This is a genomic window from Bradyrhizobium oligotrophicum S58 (assembly GCF_000344805.1).
Lineage (GTDB): Bacteria > Pseudomonadota > Alphaproteobacteria > Rhizobiales > Xanthobacteraceae > Bradyrhizobium > Bradyrhizobium oligotrophicum.
Genome location: NC_020453.1, coordinates 6,748,654 through 6,765,685, shown reverse-complemented (window position 1 = coordinate 6,765,685; position 17,032 = coordinate 6,748,654). Strand labels below are relative to the sequence as shown.

The 17,032-nt window shown below is 65.7% G+C and carries 12 protein-coding genes; 9 read left to right on the top strand and 3 right to left on the bottom strand.

Annotated elements, in window-relative coordinates:
• Positions 1–31 precede the first annotated feature (31 nt).
• The 7 genes from kdpA (at position 32) to S58_RS29240 (ending at position 8,800) form a co-directional block, all read left to right on the top strand.
• Positions 32–1,735 (top strand): potassium-transporting ATPase subunit KdpA, encoded by a 1,704-nt coding sequence (gene kdpA / locus S58_RS29270; protein WP_015669036.1) that lies wholly within the window; start codon positions 32–34, stop codon positions 1,733–1,735.
• A gap of 16 nt (positions 1,736–1,751) precedes the next feature.
• A complete protein-coding gene (kdpB, locus tag S58_RS29265) occupies positions 1,752–3,869 on the top strand; it encodes a potassium-transporting ATPase subunit KdpB (protein ID WP_015669035.1) in 2,118 nt (705 codons plus the stop codon).
• Positions 3,870–3,985: 116 nt separating this feature from the next.
• Entirely contained in the window at positions 3,986–4,591 is a 606-nt protein-coding gene (locus S58_RS29260) for a K(+)-transporting ATPase subunit C (protein WP_015669034.1), read from the top strand.
• 53 nt (positions 4,592–4,644) lie between these two features.
• A complete protein-coding gene (locus S58_RS29255; RefSeq protein WP_015669033.1) occupies positions 4,645–7,362 on the top strand; it encodes a sensor histidine kinase in 2,718 nt (905 codons plus the stop codon).
• Positions 7,359–8,048, top strand: coding sequence for a response regulator (locus tag S58_RS29250; RefSeq protein WP_015669032.1), 690 nt, complete (start codon positions 7,359–7,361; stop codon positions 8,046–8,048). Before S58_RS29255 ends, S58_RS29250 begins: the two co-directional genes overlap by 4 nt.
• 54 nt (positions 8,049–8,102) lie before the next feature.
• Complete coding sequence (locus tag S58_RS37865) at positions 8,103–8,447, top strand: hypothetical protein (RefSeq protein WP_144058412.1); 345 nt, start codon at positions 8,103–8,105, stop codon at positions 8,445–8,447.
• Between the two features lie 59 nt (positions 8,448–8,506).
• A complete protein-coding gene (locus S58_RS29240; RefSeq protein WP_015669031.1) occupies positions 8,507–8,800 on the top strand; it encodes a DUF6496 domain-containing protein in 294 nt (97 codons plus the stop codon).
• A gap of 120 nt (positions 8,801–8,920) precedes the next feature.
• Here S58_RS29240 and ku read toward each other — a convergent pair whose 3' ends face one another.
• Both ku and S58_RS29230 read right to left on the bottom strand, forming a co-directional pair.
• On the bottom strand, positions 8,921–9,799 hold the full coding sequence (ku, locus tag S58_RS29235) for a non-homologous end joining protein Ku (protein ID WP_015669030.1): 879 nt from the start codon (positions 9,797–9,799) through the stop codon (positions 8,921–8,923).
• Positions 9,800–10,076: 277 nt separating this feature from the next.
• Positions 10,077–11,414 (bottom strand): MFS transporter, encoded by a 1,338-nt coding sequence (locus tag S58_RS29230; RefSeq protein WP_015669029.1) that lies wholly within the window; start codon positions 11,412–11,414, stop codon positions 10,077–10,079.
• Positions 11,415–11,906: 492 nt separating this feature from the next.
• Between S58_RS29230 and S58_RS29225 the strand changes: the two genes are divergently transcribed.
• Together S58_RS29225 and S58_RS29220 are read left to right on the top strand one after the other, a co-directional pair.
• Positions 11,907–12,932 (top strand): histone deacetylase family protein, encoded by a 1,026-nt coding sequence (locus S58_RS29225; RefSeq protein ID WP_042341000.1) that lies wholly within the window; start codon positions 11,907–11,909, stop codon positions 12,930–12,932.
• 193 nt (positions 12,933–13,125) lie between these two features.
• On the top strand, positions 13,126–14,559 hold the full coding sequence (locus tag S58_RS29220) for a hypothetical protein (RefSeq protein ID WP_015669027.1): 1,434 nt from the start codon (positions 13,126–13,128) through the stop codon (positions 14,557–14,559).
• Positions 14,560–14,572: 13 nt separating this feature from the next.
• Here the strand turns inward: S58_RS29220 and ppsA are convergent, their stop codons facing one another.
• Complete coding sequence (gene ppsA, locus S58_RS29215) at positions 14,573–17,008, bottom strand: phosphoenolpyruvate synthase (protein WP_015669026.1); 2,436 nt, start codon at positions 17,006–17,008, stop codon at positions 14,573–14,575.
• Positions 17,009–17,032 lie beyond the last annotated feature (24 nt).

Genomic DNA, 17,032 nt, shown 5'->3' with positions numbered 1-17,032 from the left:
CGCCCGCGATCGTTCTCAAGGACAACATCCCATGACTGTGATCGGCTGGATCCAGATCCTGCTCTACTGCGCCGTCATCGTCGCGCTCGCCAAGCCGCTCGGCTGGTACATGACGCGCGTCTTCAACGGCGAGCGTACCTTCCTTTCGCCGGTGCTGCGGCCGGTGGAGGCCGCGATCTATTGGATCGGCGGCGTCGATGAGCGCCGCGAGCAGCATTGGCTGACCTACACGGTCGCGATGCTGCTGTTCCATGTCGGCGGCTTCCTGATCATCTACGGCGTGATGCGGCTGCAGGCCGTGCTGCCGTTCAATCCCGCCGGGCAGTCGGCGGTTGCCGAAGATCTGTCGTTCAACACCGCGATCAGCTTCCTGACCAACACCAACTGGCAGAACTACGGCGGCGAGAGCACGGTCTCCTATCTCGTGCAAATGCTGGGCCTGACGCACCAGAACTTCCTGTCGGCCGCGACCGGCATCGTGCTGGCGATGGCGCTGATCCGCGGCTTCTCACGCGCCTCGGCGCGCACCGTCGGCAATTTCTGGGTCGATGTCGTCAGATGCACGCTGTACGTGCTGCTGCCGCTCTGCATCGTCTACACGCTGTTCCTGGTCTGGCAGGGCATCCCGCAGACGCTCGGGCCCTATGTCGAGGCGACGACCTTGGAAGGCGCCAAGCAGACCATCGCGGTCGGCCCCGTGGCCTCGCAGGTCGCGATCAAGATGCTCGGCACCAATGGCGGCGGCTTCTTCAATGCCAACGCCGCGCATCCGTTCGAGAACCCGACCGCGCTGTCGAACTTCATCCAGATGCTCTCGATCTTCGCGCTCGGCGCCGCGCTGACCAACGTATTCGGCCGCATGGTCGGCAACCAACGCCAGGGCTGGGCGATCCTCGCCGTGATGGGCGTGCTGTTCGTCGCCGGCGTCACCGTGACCTATTGGGCCGAGGCCAGCGGCAGCAACGTGCTCAACGCGCTCGGGCTGACCGGCGGCAACATGGAAGGCAAGGAGGTCCGCTTCGGCATCGTCGCATCGTCGCTGTTCGCCGTGATCACCACGGCGGCCTCCTGCGGCGCCGTCAATGCGATGCATGACAGCTTCACTGCGCTCGGCGGCATGATTCCGCTGATCAACATGCAGCTCGGCGAAATCATCGTCGGCGGCGTCGGCGCCGGCCTCTACGGCATGCTGCTGTTCGTGGTGCTCGCGATCTTCGTCGCCGGCCTGATGGTCGGCCGCACGCCGGAATATGTCGGCAAGAAGATCGAGGCCCGCGAGGTCAAGATGGCGATGCTGGCGATCCTGGTGCTGCCGCTGATGTATCTCGGCTGGACCGCGGTCGCCGTGGTGCTGCCGTCCGCAGTGGCCTCGATGGCCAACGCCGGTCCGCACGGATTTACCGAGGTGATCTATGCCTACACCTCGGCCACCGGCAACAACGGCTCGGCTTTCGCCGGCCTCACCGGCAACACCTTCTTCTACAACCTGACGCTCGCCTCCTCGATGTTCGTCGGCCGCTTCTTCATGATCATCCCGGCGATGGCGATCGCGGGCTCGCTCGCGCAGAAGAAGTCGATCCCGCCCTCGGCCGGCACGTTCCCGACCACCGGCGGCCTGTTCGTCGGTCTCGTCGTCGGCGTCATCCTGATCATCGGCGGCCTCACCTTCTTCCCCGCTCTCGCCCTTGGTCCGATCGTCGAGCATCTCGCGATGACCGCTGGCACCGTGTTCTGATTTTGGAGCAACCTCCATGGAAACCATGAAACTGCAGAAGCGCTCGTCGATGTCGACCATGCTCGACCCGAAGATCGTGCTGCCGGCCATCAAGGCCGCCTTCGTCAAGCTCGACCCGCGACTGATGATCAAGAATCCCGTGATGTTCGTCGTCGAGGTCGTCGCCGCGCTCACCACGGTGATCTTCCTGCGCGACGTCGTCACCGGCGGAGCGAACCTCGGCTTCACCTTCCAGATCATTCTCTGGCTGTGGTTCACCGTGCTGTTCGCCAATTTCGCCGAGGCCGTCGCCGAAGGCCGCGGCAAGGCGCAGGCGGAGTCGCTGCGCAAGACCCGCACCGAGAGCCAGGCCAAGCTGCTGACGGGCACGAGCCCGACGGATCACACCTACAAGCTCGTCCCCGGCACCAGCCTGAAGGTCGGCGATCTCGTGCTGGTCGAGGCCGGCGACACCATCCCCTCGGACGGCGAGGTGATCGAAGGCGTCGCCTCGGTCAACGAGGCCGCCATCACCGGGGAGTCGGCACCGGTCATCCGCGAATCCGGCGGTGATCGTTCGGCGGTGACTGGCGGCACCCAGGTGCTGTCGGACTGGATCCGCGTCAAGATCACGGCCGCGCAAGGCTCGACCTTCATCGACCGCATGATCAAGCTGGTCGAGGGCGCGGAGCGACAGAAGACGCCGAACGAGATCGCGCTCAACATCCTGCTCGCCGGCCTCACCATCATCTTCGTGTTCGCGACCGTGACGATCCCGAGCTACGCGGCCTATGCCGGCGGTTCGATCTCGGTCGTGGTGCTGGTGGCCTTGTTCGTGACCTTGATTCCGACCACGATCGGCGCGCTGCTGTCGGCGATCGGCATCGCCGGCATGGACCGCCTGGTGCGTTTCAACGTGCTGGCAATGTCCGGCCGCGCCGTCGAGGCCGCCGGCGACGTCGATACGCTTCTGCTCGACAAGACCGGCACCATCACGCTCGGCAACCGTCAGGCGACCGCGTTCCGCCCCGTCAGGGGCGTCAGCGAGCAGGAGCTCGCCGATGCGGCGCAGCTCGCCTCGCTCGCCGACGAAACGCCGGAGGGCCGCTCGATCGTGGTGCTGGCCAAGGAGAAATACGGCATCCGCGGCCGCGACATGGCCGAGCTCGGCGCGACCTTCGTGCCGTTCACGGCGCAGACCCGCATGAGCGGCGTCGATGCCGGCGGCTCCTCGGTGCGCAAGGGCGCGGTCGATGCGATCCTGGCCCATCTCGGTGGTGGCGTGACCCAGCTCGCCTCCGGCAACACGGTCCGTGCGATCCAGCCGGTCGAGAGCGAGATGGTGCGGGAGGTCCGCGCGATCTCCGACGAGATCGCCAAGACCGGAGGCACGCCGCTCGCGGTGGCGAAAGATGGCCGGCTGCTCGGCGTCGTCCAGCTCAAGGACATCGTCAAGGGCGGCATCCGCGAGCGTTTTGCCGAGCTGCGCCGCATGGGCATCCGCACCATCATGATCACCGGCGACAACCCGATGACCGCGGCCGCGATCGCTGCCGAAGCCGGCGTCGATGACTTCCTGGCGCAGGCGACGCCCGAGGACAAGCTCAGGCTGATCCGCGACGAGCAGGCCAAGGGCAAGCTGGTGGCGATGTGCGGCGACGGCACCAACGACGCGCCGGCGCTGGCGCAGGCCGATGTCGGCGTCGCCATGAACACCGGCACGCAGGCGGCGCGCGAGGCCGGCAACATGGTCGATCTCGACTCCAACCCGACCAAGCTGATCGAGGTGGTGGAGATCGGCAAGCAGCTCTTGATGACCCGCGGCGCGCTGACGACGTTCTCGATCGCCAACGACGTCGCCAAATATTTCGCGATCATCCCGGCGATGTTTCTGGCGTTCTACCCGCAGCTCAACGTGCTGAACGTCATGAACCTCGCGAGCCCGCAGAGCGCGATCCTGTCGGCGATCATCTTCAACGCGCTCGTCATCATCGCGCTGATTCCGCTGGCGCTGAAGGGCGTCGCCTACCGCGCCATCGGCGCCGGCGCACTGCTCGGCCGCAACCTGATGATCTACGGCCTCGGCGGCATCATCATCCCCTTCATCGGCATCAAGGCGATCGACCTGATCGTGACCGCCTTGCATCTGGCTTGAGACCACAACCGCCGTCATTGCGAGCGAAGCGAAGCCATCCAGAGTCCCTCGCGCAGCCCTGGATTGCTTCGTCGCTTCGCTCCTCGCAATGACGGGGAGATATACAGGAGACTCACATGCTCAAAGAAATCCGTCCCGCCATCTTCGTCCTGCTCGCGCTCACGTTGATCACCGGGCTGCTCTATCCGCTCGCCATGACCGCCGTCGCCGGCTTTGCGTTTCCGACCCGGGCCGAAGGCAGTCTCATCACGCGCAACGGCCAGGTGATCGGCTCGGCGCTGATCGGCCAGGAGTTCAAGGACGACAAATATTTCCACGGCCGTCCGTCGGCGACATCGGCCGCCGATCCGAACGATGCGACCAAGACGGTGCCGGCGCCCTACAACGCCGCGAATTCGTCCGGGTCCAATCTCGGCCCGACCAGCAAGGCGCTGGCCGACCGCGTCAAGGAGGATGTCGACAAGCTCAGGGCGGAGAACCCCGCGCAGGCCGTGCCGGTCGATCTGGTGACGACCTCGGCGAGCGGGCTCGATCCGGACATCTCGCCGGAGGCGGCGCTGTTCCAGGTGCCGCGGGTGGCCAAGGCGCGCGGCTTGCCGGAGGCAAGCGTCCAGGCCCTGATCGCCCGGCAGACCCAGGGCCGCCTGCTCGGTCTGCTCGGCGAACCCCGCGTTAACGTGCTCGCGCTCAATCTGGCGCTCGACGCCGCCAGGGTGCAATGAGGCCGCGCTGCGTCCCGGCCTTGGCGCCGAGGTCCCTCCGTCTATAATGCCGCATGGCCAGTCAACGCCGCGATCCTGACCAACGTCCCTCGCCGGAGGCCCTGCTCGAAGCGGCCCGGCGGGAGGACAGTCCTGCCGGCAAGCTCAAGATCTTCGTCGGCGCGGCTCCCGGCGTCGGCAAGACCTATGAGATGCTGTCGAGCGCGCACGCCAAGATGAAGGCCGGAATCGACGTCGTGATCGGCTTCGTCGAGACCCATGGCCGGGTCGAGACCGAGGCGCTGGTGCGTGGGCTCGAGGTCGTGCCGCGAAAGCGCATCTCCTACAAGGACCAGATCGTCGAGGAGATGGATCTCGATGCCGTGATCGCGCGCCGCCCGAAGCTCGCGATCGTCGATGAGCTGGCGCACACCAATGCCGACGGCAGCCGTCATCCCAAGCGCTATCTCGACGTCGAGGAGCTGCTGGCGCACGGCATTGATGTCTACACGGCCGTCAATGTCCAGCACATCGAGAGCCTCAACGACGTCGTCGCCCAGATCACCCATGTGCGCGTGCGCGAGACGGTGCCCGACTCGATCTTCGACCGTGCCGACGCAATCGAGCTGATCGACCTCACGCCCGACGATCTGATCCAGCGGCTGAAGGAGGGCAAGGTCTATGTGCCCAAGCAGGCCGAGCGTGCGCTGGAGCATTATTTCTCGCCCGGCAACCTGACCGCGCTGCGCGAGCTGGCGCTGCGCCGGACCGCCGAGCGCGTCGACGAGCAACTGCTCAACCACATGCAGGCCAACGCCATCGCGGGGCCCTGGGCGGCCGGCGAGCGCATTCTCGTCTGCGTGTCGGAGGATCCGCGCGCGACAGGGCTGGTGCGCTACACCAAGCGGCTGGCTGACCGGGTCCATGCGCCGTGGACGGCCGTCACCATCGAGACGCGGCGCAATCTGCAGCTCTCGGACAAAGAGCGCGATCGCCTCGCCGACACGCTGCGGCTGGCCGAGACCCTCGGCGGCGAGGCGCTGACGATTCCGGGCGTCGGCCGCCGCATCGCCGACGACCTCATCAGTTTCGCGCAGGCTAACAACGTCACCCAGATCATCATCGGCAAGGCCAGCCGCTCGCGGCTGTTCGAGATCGTCCGGGGCTCGGTGGTGCACGATCTCGTCAGGCGTGCCGGCAACATCAGCATCCACGTCATCGCCGGCGAGGAGGCGCCCGACGCGGCTGGGCCGTCGGTACAGACGCGCCCGCGCAGCGAGCCGTTGCAGCCGAAGCCCTATCTGAAGGCGCTGCTGATCACGGCCGTCGGGCTCGGCCTGGCCGAGCTGATTCAGCCTTTCTTCGGCATCGAGAACGTCGATCTCGTCTTCATCACGGCGGTGGTCGGCGTCGCCGCGCGCTACGGCCTGTGGCCATCCCTGCTGGCGAGCCTCGCCGCCTCGCTCTGCTACAACTTCTTCTTCCTGCCGCCGCTCTACACATTCACGATCACCGATCCGACCAATATCGGCGCGTTCTTCTTCTTCATGCTGATCGCGATTCTGGTCTCCAATGTCGCCGCGCGCGTGCGTGTGCAGGCTGACACCGCGACCCAGCGCATCCGCACCACCGAGCAGCTCTATGCTTTCAGCCGCAAGCTTGCGGGCACCGCGACGCTCGATGACGTGTTGTGGGCCACGGCCTATCAGGCAGCACTGATGTTGAAGGTGCGCGTCGTGCTGCTGTTGCCGCAGGATGGCAAGCTCGCGGTCATGACCGGCTACCCGCCCGAGGACCAGCTCGATGACGCCGACCTTGCCGCGGCGAGCTGGGCCTGGAGCAACGACCGTGCGGCCGGTCGCGGCTCCGACACGCTGCCCGGCGCGAAGCGGCTGTTCCTGCCGATGCGCACCGGGCGCGGATTAATCGGCGTCATCGGCATCGACGACGACCGCACCGGGCCGCTGCTGACGCCGGACCAGCGCCGGCTGCTCGATGCGCTGGTCGACCAGGGCGCGCTCGCGATCGAGCGGGTGCTGCTGGTCGAGGACATGGACAAGGTCAAGCGCACCATGGAGCAGGACCGTCTGCGCTCGGCGCTGCTGACCTCGATCTCCCACGATTTGAAGACGCCGCTCGCCTCGGTGCTCGGCGCGGCCTCGACCATGCGCGATCTCGCGGCGCGGCTGTCGGACAAGGAGAAGCTCGATCTGCTCGCCACCGTGATCGACGAGTCCGAGCGGCTGAATCGATTCATAGCCAATCTGCTCGATATGACCAAGCTGGAATCCGGCGCCATCGTGCCGAACGCCGCGCTCCACGACGTCGGTGAGATCATCGGCAGCGCGCTGCGACGCGCAAGCAAGATCCTTTCCAGTCATCGTGTGTCGCTCGAGCTGGTCCCCGACCTGCCGATGGTCGTGATCGATGCCGTGCTGTTCGAGCAGGTGCTGTTCAACCTGCTCGACAACGCCGCCAAATATGCCCCTGCCGATTCGACCATCGAGCTGCGGTCTCGGCGCGACGGTCCGTGGGTCGTTCTCGAGGTGCGCGACGAGGGCGACGGTATTCCGCCCGAGGAGGCCGAGCACGTGTTCGACAAGTTCTATCGCGTGCAGAAGGGCGACCAGGTGCGGCCCGGCACCGGCCTCGGGCTTGCGATCTCGCGTGGTTTCGTCGAGGCGATGCACGGCCGCCTGACCGCCGGCAACCGCGCCGATCGCAGCGGCGCCGTCCTCACCATCCGCCTGCCGGTGCCGGCGCAGGCCAGACCGCTGGATACGGCCGCATGACCGGTGCTCCGATCAAGGTGCTCGTGATCGACGACGAGCCGCCGATCCGCAAGCTGCTGCGGATGGGCCTGACCACGCAGGGCTACGACATTCTCGAAGCCTCGAATGGCAAGCTTGCGCTGGATCTGCTGGCGCAGGAGCCCGCCTTGATCATTCTCGATCTCGGCCTGCCGGACATCGATGGGCTCGAACTGCTGCGAACCATCCGTGGCCGCAACGAGGCCGTGCCGGTCGTGGTGCTGTCCAGCCGTGGCGACGAGGTGGGCAAGGTTCAGGCGCTCGATCTCGGCGCCGACGACTACATCACCAAGCCGTTCGGCATGGATGAATTGCTCGCGCGCCTGCGCGCGGCGCTGCGGCACCAGCTGCAGGTGCAGGGAGAGCGGCCGGTGTTCCGCACCGGCGATCTCTCGGTCGACCTTGTACGCCGCATCGTCAAGGTCGGCGAGCGGGAGATCAAGCTCTCGCCCAAGGAGTACGATCTGCTGCGCGTGCTGGTGCAGCACGCCGGCAAGGTGCTGACGCATCGCTTCCTGCTCAAGGAGCTGTGGGACGAATTGACCGACGCGCAATATCTGCGCGTCTACGTGCGCCAGCTCCGGCAGAAGATCGAGATCGACCCCGAGCGCCCGCAATTCGTGCTGACCGAGACCGGCATCGGCTATCGCCTGCGCGCGCCGGATTAGCTTCGTCTTTCGATCAGCACAGACCGTCATACGACATCGTGCAAGTAGAATGTTGTGAGTTGGAATCAATCAGAAATAGAGCGCGCTCGAGAGACGATCATCGAGACGGCGCGCCAGATCTTGGCCGAGGAGGTCTCTCCAATTGAAGGGGCCAGGCTCATCGTGGCATGTCGGATGTTCGCGCGGCTCGAGTCCGATCGCGACATCCTTCCATTTGTGGGCATCGATTCGGAAACCGAAACGTTGCCGCTTGGAAAAGATCGTCACCATTGGCGATCTGGATCTTTAGCGGAGCTCGCGCCCGCGATTGAAGCCGCTCAGGCCTGGGCTTTGAAAATTGCGATAAGACCGTGTGAAAACTTGTTGCAACGAGCAGAGGAGCTGCTCTTTCGTGGGTGACCAAAGGGAACTATCGCTGTTCCCGCTCATTTCTGTCGTGTCATAGGGAGACCATCTTGATGGCACGAACAGCACGCAAATATTCGAAGGGCGCGTCCAAGGACGTCGAGCGCGTGATGAAGAAGCGCAAGGCCGGGACGTTGAAGAGCGGCGGCTCGGGCCGCAAGGTCAAGAACCGCAAGCAGGCGATCGCCATCAGCCTCTCGGAAGCGCGCCGCGAAGGCAAGAAGGTGCCGCCGAAGAAGGGCGCCAAGGCGGCAGCGAAGAAGACCGCCAAGAAGGCATCGAAATCGTCGAGCAAGAAGAAGACCAGCAAGAGGACGACGAAGAAGAAATCATCCAGGAAAGGCTGACAACGCGGGCGCAGTCGCGCGCCAGGACGTCGTAGCCCGGATGAGCGCAGCTATATCCGGGTTCACACCCGCAGTTCGTGAGATCCCGGATGTCGCTGCGCTCATCCGGGCTACGTTTCGTCACCCCGCCTTGCGGTGCCGCGCTGACGAACGGTGCGCCTTCTTCGTCGGGCGTCGGTGCGCGCTCGACCGCCGTGGTGCTGCACGTGCGGTCTTCTTCCCGCCCTTGCCCAGGCTCTGCTTCAGCGCATCCATCAGGCTGACCACATTATCGGGCTTCTCCTCCGGCTCCGGCGGCTTGATCGGCTTGCCGGAGGCCTTGCGCTTCACCAGCGCCTTGAGCGCGGTCTCGTACTGGTCCTTGAACTCCGAGGGGGTGAAATGCCCCGCCTTGGTCTGCAGGATGTGGCCGGCGAGCTCGACCATGTCCTTGGTGATTTTCGGCGCCTTGATGTCGTCGAAGAATTCGTCTTCGTCGCGCAGCTCGTAAGGGAAGCGCAGCGTCGTCCCGAGCATGCCCTTCCCCATCGGCTCGATGGCGATGACGTGCTCGCGGTTGGTCAGCACGATGCGTGCCAGCGCCACGCGGCCCTGATCCTTCATCGCGTCGCGGATGACAGCGAACGCGTCGATCGCCGCCTTGCCGTCGGGGGCGATGTAGTAGGGGTGGTTGAGATACCGCTGGTCGATCTCGTCGCGCGGCACGAAGCTGTCGATGTCGATCGTATGGTTGCTCTCGATCTGGACGGCTTCCAGCTCCTCCGGTTCGATCTCGATATACTGTCCCTTGGACAGCTCGTAGCCGCGGCCTTTCTGTTCGCCCTCGACGATGTCGCCGGTTTCAGAGTCGACCATCTGCTGCTTGAGCCGGTTGCCGGTCTCGCGGTTGATCAGATGGAAGCGCGTCTTCTCGACCGAGGTCGACGCCGGATAGAGCACCACCGGGCAACTGACGAGGGATAGTTTGAGCGAGCCTTTCCAATAGGCGCGGGGGGCCATCATGGTCTCCTTGGACACTCCGGACGATGCTGCAACGGACGAGCATCGGTGCGGGTTCCATGGGGCCTCGTGGGCGGCCCGACTTCATGATGTGTCCACGTGATTAACCAGCTCTCTCCGCCGCGTATGCGGCTGGATGAGCGAAGCAAACCAGACCTTATTTTGGTTTTGGATTGCTTCGCTTCGCCGCTTCGCTCGCAATGACGGTGCACGCAAAAAAAAGACGGCGGCCGGGGGGCCGCCGTTGGAGTTGAGACCACGCAAGGGGGCGTGGTGCTCAGGAGGCTCGGAGCTCGACGCGCTGGATGCGGCCGACGATGAAGAGATAGGCGAAGGCTGCGACCAGCGCGTTGACGCCGACGAACACCAGCGCGCCGTTGAACGAGCCGGTGGCCGACAGGATGTAGCCGATCACGATCGGGGTGGTGATGCTGGAGAGGTTGCCGAAGGTGTTGAACAGCCCGCCGGAAACGCCGCCGGCTTCCTTCGGCGAGGTGTCGGAGACGACCGCCCAGCCGAGCGCGCCGATGCCCTTGCCGAAGAAGGCGAGCGCCATCAGGCCGACCACCAGCGCCTGGCCGTCGACATAGTTGCAGCCGATGATCGCCATCGACAGCAGCATGCCGCCGACGATCGGGATCTTGCGCGCGAGGGTCAGCGATCCCGTCTTGCGCAGGATGGCGTCGGAGATGAAGCCGCCGAGCACGCCGCCGATGAAGCCGCACAGCGCAGGCAAGGTCGCGACGAAGCCCGCCTGCAGGATCGACAGGCCGCGCTCCTTGACCAGATAGACCGGGAACCAGGTCAGGAAGAAGTAGGTCAGCGTGTTGATGCAGTACTGCCCGATATAGACGCCGAGCATCATGCGGTTCGACAGCAACTGGCCGATATGCGACCAGGTCGGACCGCCCGCAGCGGCTTTGCCGTCACGCGCGCCTTCCATGTCGACCAGCGCGCCGCCTTCCTTGATGTAGTCGAGTTCGGCCTCGTTGATTCCCGGATGCTCCTTCGGCCCGTACATGGTCTTGATCCAGAGCAGGCCCATGAGGATGCCGAGCGCGCCCATCACGGTGAAGACATGGCGCCAGCCGAACTCATGGGCGATCCAGCCCATCAGCGGCGCGAAGATCACGGTCGCGAAATACTGTCCGGAGTTGAAGAACGCCGAGGCGGTGCCGCGCTCATTGCTCGGAAACCAGGCTGCGACGATGCGGGCATTGGCGGGAAAGCTCGGCGCCTCGGCGAAGCCGACCATGAAGCGCAGCGCGAACAGCGCCGCGACCGCGGCTCCGCCGGAGAAGAAGCCGATCCAGCCCTGCATCATGGTGAAAACAGACCAGATCACGATGCTGCAGGCATAGACCCAGCGCGAGCCGAAGCGGTCGAGCAGCCAGCCGCCCGGCACTTGCGCGAGCACGTAGGACCAGCCGAAGGCGGAGAACACATAGCCCATCGCGACCGGATCGAGATGCAGCTCCTTGGACAGCGAAGGTCCGGCGATCGACAAGGTCGCCCGGTCGGCGTAATTCACGGTCGTGACCAGGAACAGCATGGTCACGATGAACAGCCGGACGCGCGATCGGCGCAATTCGGCCGTGGATACGATTGCGCTCATGCGCTCCACCTCTCTTGTAACGTTCCTCAAGGATTGTCCTAGAGGAGATGACGGGCCGGGGTCCAAACCGAAGCCTGTATCGATCGATGCAAATTTTGGATCGATCCTGGGGGCTCCATGCTGATGAGACCGGTGACGCAATTCGCGATTCCGCCTGGTTCAGACGCCGAGGCGCGACCTGATCAAGGGACCTGAGCTGATCATGTTTGCACGCGAAGGTCAGCGGATTGGCCGGCGAAGCTTCGAAGGTCACCGCCGCGACGGGCCGAGCGGCAGGCGGATTTCTCCTCACATCCACCGCGCCGTGCGCGCCTGATCGCCTTGATCCCGGCGGACGGGCTCCCGACAACGTTTGGCGAGGGCGGCCGTGGCCGGTCCGTTCCGTCCGCCGGAAGTTGCCTGCACGCAGCGATGTGCGCGCAAACCTTCTGTGCTTGTATCGGCCGCTGCTGCGTGCACAATCGTTCGCGCGAGCGAACAGGAGCCATGCGCGTGAAGGCCGTCTACACCGAGCTGCATCGCAGCCACGATCCGCAATTTTATCTGGTGCGCGGCATCGTCAAGCGCACCACCGAGCAGCCCGAACGGGCGGATCGCCTGCTTGCAGGATTGAAGGCGGGCCATCACGAGTTGGTCGCGCCTCTCCAATTCGGCCAGGACGCCCGCGCGCGCGTGCATAGTCCGGAATATCTCACCTTTCTCGAGGAAGCCTGGGACGCCTGGGCCGCGCTCGGCGATGCCGGCGCGGAGATGATTCCGAACATCCATCCCGTGCGCAACGCAGGGACCTATCCGAGCCACATCGTCGGACGGCTCGGCTGGCACACCACCGACACGTCGGCGCCGATCGGGCCGGGGACGTGGGCCGGCGCCTGCGCTGCGACTGATGTCGCCGCGACCGCGGCGCAGCTGCTGCTCGACGGCGAGGACGCGGTCTACGCCTTGTGCCGGCCGCCGGGCCACCATGCCTATCGCGACATGGCGTCGGGCTTCTGCTTCATGAACAACTCCGCCATCGCGGCGGCGCATCTGCGTCAGCGCCATGAGCGCATTGCGATCCTCGACGTCGACGTTCATCACGGCAACGGTACGCAGGGCATCTTCTACGAACGTCCCGACGTGCTCACGATTTCCATCCACGCCGACCCGGCGCACTACTATCCCTTCGTCTGGGGCTACGCGCACGAGCGCGGCGACGGCGCAGGGCTGGGCGCGAACCTCAACATCCCGCTGGCGCTGAAGAGCGGCGACGATACCTATCTCAAGGCCTTCGAAACCGCGGCCAAGACGATCCACGCCTTCGCGCCGGGCGCGCTCGTCGTCGCGCTCGGCCTCGACGCTTCCGAGCACGATCCGCTGAAGGGACTTGCCGTGACGACGCCCGGCTTCCGGCGCATCGGCGCGGCGATCGCGCGGCTCGGCCTGCCCACCGTGTTCGTGCAGGAGGGCGGCTATCTCTCGGACATTCTCGGGCAGAACCTGACGGCCGTGCTGGCGGGGTTCGAAGAGGCGCGGTGAGCCCATGTCTCATCGGTCTGTCAGGGTCGACGAAGGCGATCGCAAATCGTTTGCATTCCCATGGACGACATGAGCGCTTTCTTGCGAAGCGGTCGACCCCGGTCATCGCCTCCTGAGCGATCGCGGCTGCACCATTCAGCAAGTGCTAGGCTTTGCGGACTACCCTCGGCTGTGCTCGATTCGGAGGGAAGTCATGACGCGGCGATCGATCGGCCCTGAAAGCTCGGTTGCGGACCGTACCGAGGCACGATCTCGTCTGACTGCCGAAGTCGCCGGGCTGGAGCCGAGCCCTGGCGCGCTCGCGGGCCGGCCATCCCGCCGCCGGCTGCTGGCGTCGGCGGGCCTCGGCATCGGCGCGGCCGCATTGTCTCTGTCAGCCGGTCCTGCCGCGGCGCAGCCAGCGCGCGGCGCAAGCCTCGGCGCGCCGGTGCGCGTCAGCAAACAGCGCCTCGATGCGCTCGCCGCGAAGTTTCACGCCGTCTTCAACGAGCACAACGTCCTGCCGTCATTCGCCGTCGACCAGCACGGTGCGCGCGTCGACGTCGAGCTGCGCCGCCTGACGACCTTCACCCGGATCCCGGAGAGCGGAGAGCGCGTCAAGGTCAGCGGCCTGCTCGCGCTGCCTGCAGGCCACAAGGGGGCACTGCCGGTGGTGTCGTGGCAGCACGGCACCATCCTGTCGTTCGATCAGGTCCCGTCCAATCTCACCAGGCTGGCGGATCCAAACTACGAGCCGCGCGACAACGTCGACTCGCTGGAAACGCTGTTCAATGTGCAGCGCCTGGTCGGCAACGGTTTTGCGCTGATTGCGGCCGACTATCTCGGCAAGGGGCCCTATCGTCAGGGCCGGGGCGAGGCCTATGCAGTGAAGGACGCCACCGTCCAGTGCTGTCTGGACGTGCTCGACGCGGGGCTGCTCGCGCTGGATCACCTCGGCCTGCGAAAAGCTGCGCTGTTCCTGAACGGCTGGTCGCAGGGCGCGGTGAACACGCAGTGGCTGCGGCAGGACCTGCAGCGGCGCGGTGTGGACGTGGCGGCGAGCGCCACGCAAAGTCCGTTCAACAATCTCGCTGACTCGATGCGTTATTGGGTGTCGGAACAATCCGGAGGCGCGTCGACCGACAGCCCCTACCCAAAGCAGCCCATTTGGATCACGCCTTGCGTCATCGTCCTCCTCGGCAGCTATCGCCGGTACTACCGGCTCACTGACCTGTTCAAGACCGCGATCAAGCCGCAGCACCTCGCGCTGGCCGAGAAATACTGGTCCGACTACAGCATGGACGAGACGTTCAGCAAATCGGTGCCGCAGCCCTCCGATCTGCTGGTGGACGGCTTTTTCGAGCGCTTCACCCATGAGACCAACAGCCGCTTCCTGCGCCGCCTGGCCGCCAACAGCTCGACCTATTGGGACTATGACGCGCCGATGCGGTTCTACTACGGTCTTGCCGACGAGGCGCTGCCGCCGGACCTCGTCAAGATGCCGCTCGCAGCCGACGGCCGCTTTGCCCAGGGCATAGCGGTCAGCGGCGCCAGCCACCGCGCCACGTTCCTGGCGAGCCTTTATGGCGGCGGCGACGCCATGAGCGGCGCCTCGACCGTGCTGGACCTCTTCAAGACCGGTTCTTGAGCTTCGGCTATGACTAGCTCGCCAGTGCCTGCGGCGCGCGCGGGGCGAGCTCCCGCTCCGCCGCGCGGACAACCTCCATGGTGTGCACGATGCTGGCCGGATTGACGCTGATGGAGTCGATGCCGAGCTCGGCGAGGTAGCGCGCCACGTCCGGATAGTTGGCGGGCGCCTCGCCGCAGATGCCGACATGGCGATGATTGCGATGCGCGCCTTCGACCGCCAGCTTCAGCATCGCCAGCAGGCCCGGATCGCGCTCGTCGAAATCGAACGCCACGATGTCGGAATCGCGGTCGACGCCGAGCGTGAGCTGGGTGAGATCGTTGGAGCCGATCGAGAAGCCGTCGAAGTGCTTGGCGAACTCATCGATCAGGATCACGTTGTTCGGAATCTCGCACATCATGTAGATCTCGAGCCCGTTCTCGCCACGCACCAAGCCGTGTTCGGCCATCGCCGCGATCACCTTGCGCGCCTCCTCGACGCGGCGGCAGAACGGGATCATGATCTTCAGATTGCGCAATCCCATCGCGTCGCGCACCCGCTTCAACGCCGCGCATTCCAGCGCAAAGCCGGCTGCATAGGCCGGGTGCGCATAGCGCGAGGCGCCGCGAAAACCGAGCATCGGGTTTTCTTCTTTCGGCTCGAAGTCGCGGCCGCCGATCAGGCTGGCATATTCGTTGGTCTTGAAGTCCGACAGACGCACGATGACCGGGCGCGGGTGGAACGCCGCCGCAATGATGCCGACGCCCTCGGACAGCCGTTCGACGAAGAAATCGGCCGGCTTCTTGTAGCGCGCGGTCAGGCGCTTGATCGTCGCGCGATCCTTCGCTGCCGTGACCTTATTGGGCGCCGCCAGCGCCATCGGATGGATGCCGATCGACTGGTTGATGATGAACTCCATGCGCGCGAGGCCAACGCCGTCGTTCGGCAGCAGCGCGGTCTTGAAGGCGAGCTCGGGATTGCCGAGATTGACCATGATCTCGGTGCGCGGCCGGTCGATCTTGTCGATCGCGATGCGCTCGACCTCGAACGGCAGCGCGCCTTCGTAGACATGGCCGGCATCGCCCTCGGCACAGCAGACCGTGACGATGGCGCCCGTCCGAGCGCGCCTGGTGAAGTCCTCCGTGCCCACCACCGCGGGCACGCCGAGCTCGCGGGCGATGATCGCGGCATGGCAGGTGCGGCCGCCATGATCGGTGACGATCGCGGCCGCTGTCTTCATCACAGGCTCCCAGTCCGGGCTGGTCGATGCGGCGACCAGCACCTCGCCGGGCCGGAAGGCGCGCAGGTCCTTGGCCGTGCGGATCAGGCGGATCTTGCCGGCTGCGATCTTCTCGCCGACGGCGCGGCCGGTCGCCAGCACCTTGCCGGTCTTTTTCAGCACGTGCGTTTCGATCGCCTCGGGCCGGCGCTGCGAGGCCACCGTCTCGGGCCGGGCCTGGATGATGTAGAGCGCGCCGTCGCGGCCGTCCTTGGCCCATTCGATGTCCATCGGCGTCGGCCGGCCCGCCTTCTGCGAGTAGTGCTGCTCGACTGTGATGGTCGCCTGCGCCAGCTCCAGCACGTCGGCATCGCTGATGCAGAATTTTGCCCTTTCGGTCGGCGGCGTCGCCTCCGTGCGCGTGGGCACGCCGCGCGCGCCCGCCTTGGCGTAGACCATGCGCTTGTCCTTGGCGCCAAGCCGGCGCGACAGCACGCTGCGAAAGCCGGCCGCGAAGGTCGGCTTGTGGACGTAGAACTCGTCCGGGTCGACCGCGCCCTGCACGATGGTCTCGCCGAGGCCATAGACCCCGGTGATGAAGGCGACGTCGCGAAAGCCGCTTTCGGTGTCGAGCGAGAACATCACGCCGCTCGCGGCGAGATCCGAGCGCACCATCTTCATCACGGCGACCGACAGCGCGACCTTGTCGTGATCGAAGCCGTTGTCGATGCGGTAGGAGATCGCCCGGTCGGTGTAGAGCGAGGCGAAGCAGCGCCGGCAGGCCTCGAACAGATCCTTCGGCCCGCGGATGTTGAGGAAGCTCTCGTGCTGGCCGGCGAAGCTCGCATTCGGCAGGTCCTCCGCCGTGGCCGAGCTGCGCACGGCCACGGCGACGCCGCGGCCATATTCCTGTTCCAGCTGCTTATAAGCTTGCGCGACCTCGCGGCGCAGGTCGTCGCGGTCGGTGGCAGCGAACACGATCGCACGCGCCTTGGCGGCCCGCTTGGCGAGATCGGCGATGCGGCGCTTGTCGAGGCCGGCAAGCAGCTTGCGCAATTCGTCGTCCGCGCCATCAGCGCGCAGCGCATCGCGATAGCTGGCGGCCGTCAGCGCGAAGCCGTTGGGCACGCGCACGCCCTCCGACGCCAGCGCCGAATACAGCTCGCCGAGCGAGGCGGTCTTGCCGCCGACCTCCGGCACGTGCTCGATACGAAGGTCCTTGAACCAACGAATGTAACCGGATGCCGTCATCGAAGGTCTCCCGCAGTGCGAAGC

Excerpts from the sequence above, each read along its gene's own strand:
- kdpA (WP_015669036.1), top strand. The coding sequence starts at position 32 with ATGACTGTGATCGGCTGGATCCAGATCCTGCTCTACTGCGCCGTCATC.
- kdpB (WP_015669035.1), top strand. The coding sequence starts at position 1,752 with ATGGAAACCATGAAACTGCAGAAGCGCTCGTCGATGTCGACCATGCTC.
- S58_RS29260 (WP_015669034.1), top strand. The coding sequence starts at position 3,986 with ATGCTCAAAGAAATCCGTCCCGCCATCTTCGTCCTGCTCGCGCTCACG.
- S58_RS29255 (WP_015669033.1), top strand. The coding sequence starts at position 4,645 with ATGGCCAGTCAACGCCGCGATCCTGACCAACGTCCCTCGCCGGAGGCC.
- S58_RS29250 (WP_015669032.1), top strand. The coding sequence starts at position 7,359 with ATGACCGGTGCTCCGATCAAGGTGCTCGTGATCGACGACGAGCCGCCG.
- S58_RS29240 (WP_015669031.1), top strand. The coding sequence starts at position 8,507 with ATGGCACGAACAGCACGCAAATATTCGAAGGGCGCGTCCAAGGACGTC.
- ku (WP_015669030.1), bottom strand. The coding sequence starts at position 9,799 with ATGGCCCCCCGCGCCTATTGGAAAGGCTCGCTCAAACTATCCCTCGTC.
- S58_RS29230 (WP_015669029.1), bottom strand. The coding sequence starts at position 11,414 with ATGAGCGCAATCGTATCCACGGCCGAATTGCGCCGATCGCGCGTCCGG.
- S58_RS29220 (WP_015669027.1), top strand. The coding sequence starts at position 13,126 with ATGACGCGGCGATCGATCGGCCCTGAAAGCTCGGTTGCGGACCGTACC.
- ppsA (WP_015669026.1), bottom strand. The coding sequence starts at position 17,008 with ATGACGGCATCCGGTTACATTCGTTGGTTCAAGGACCTTCGTATCGAG.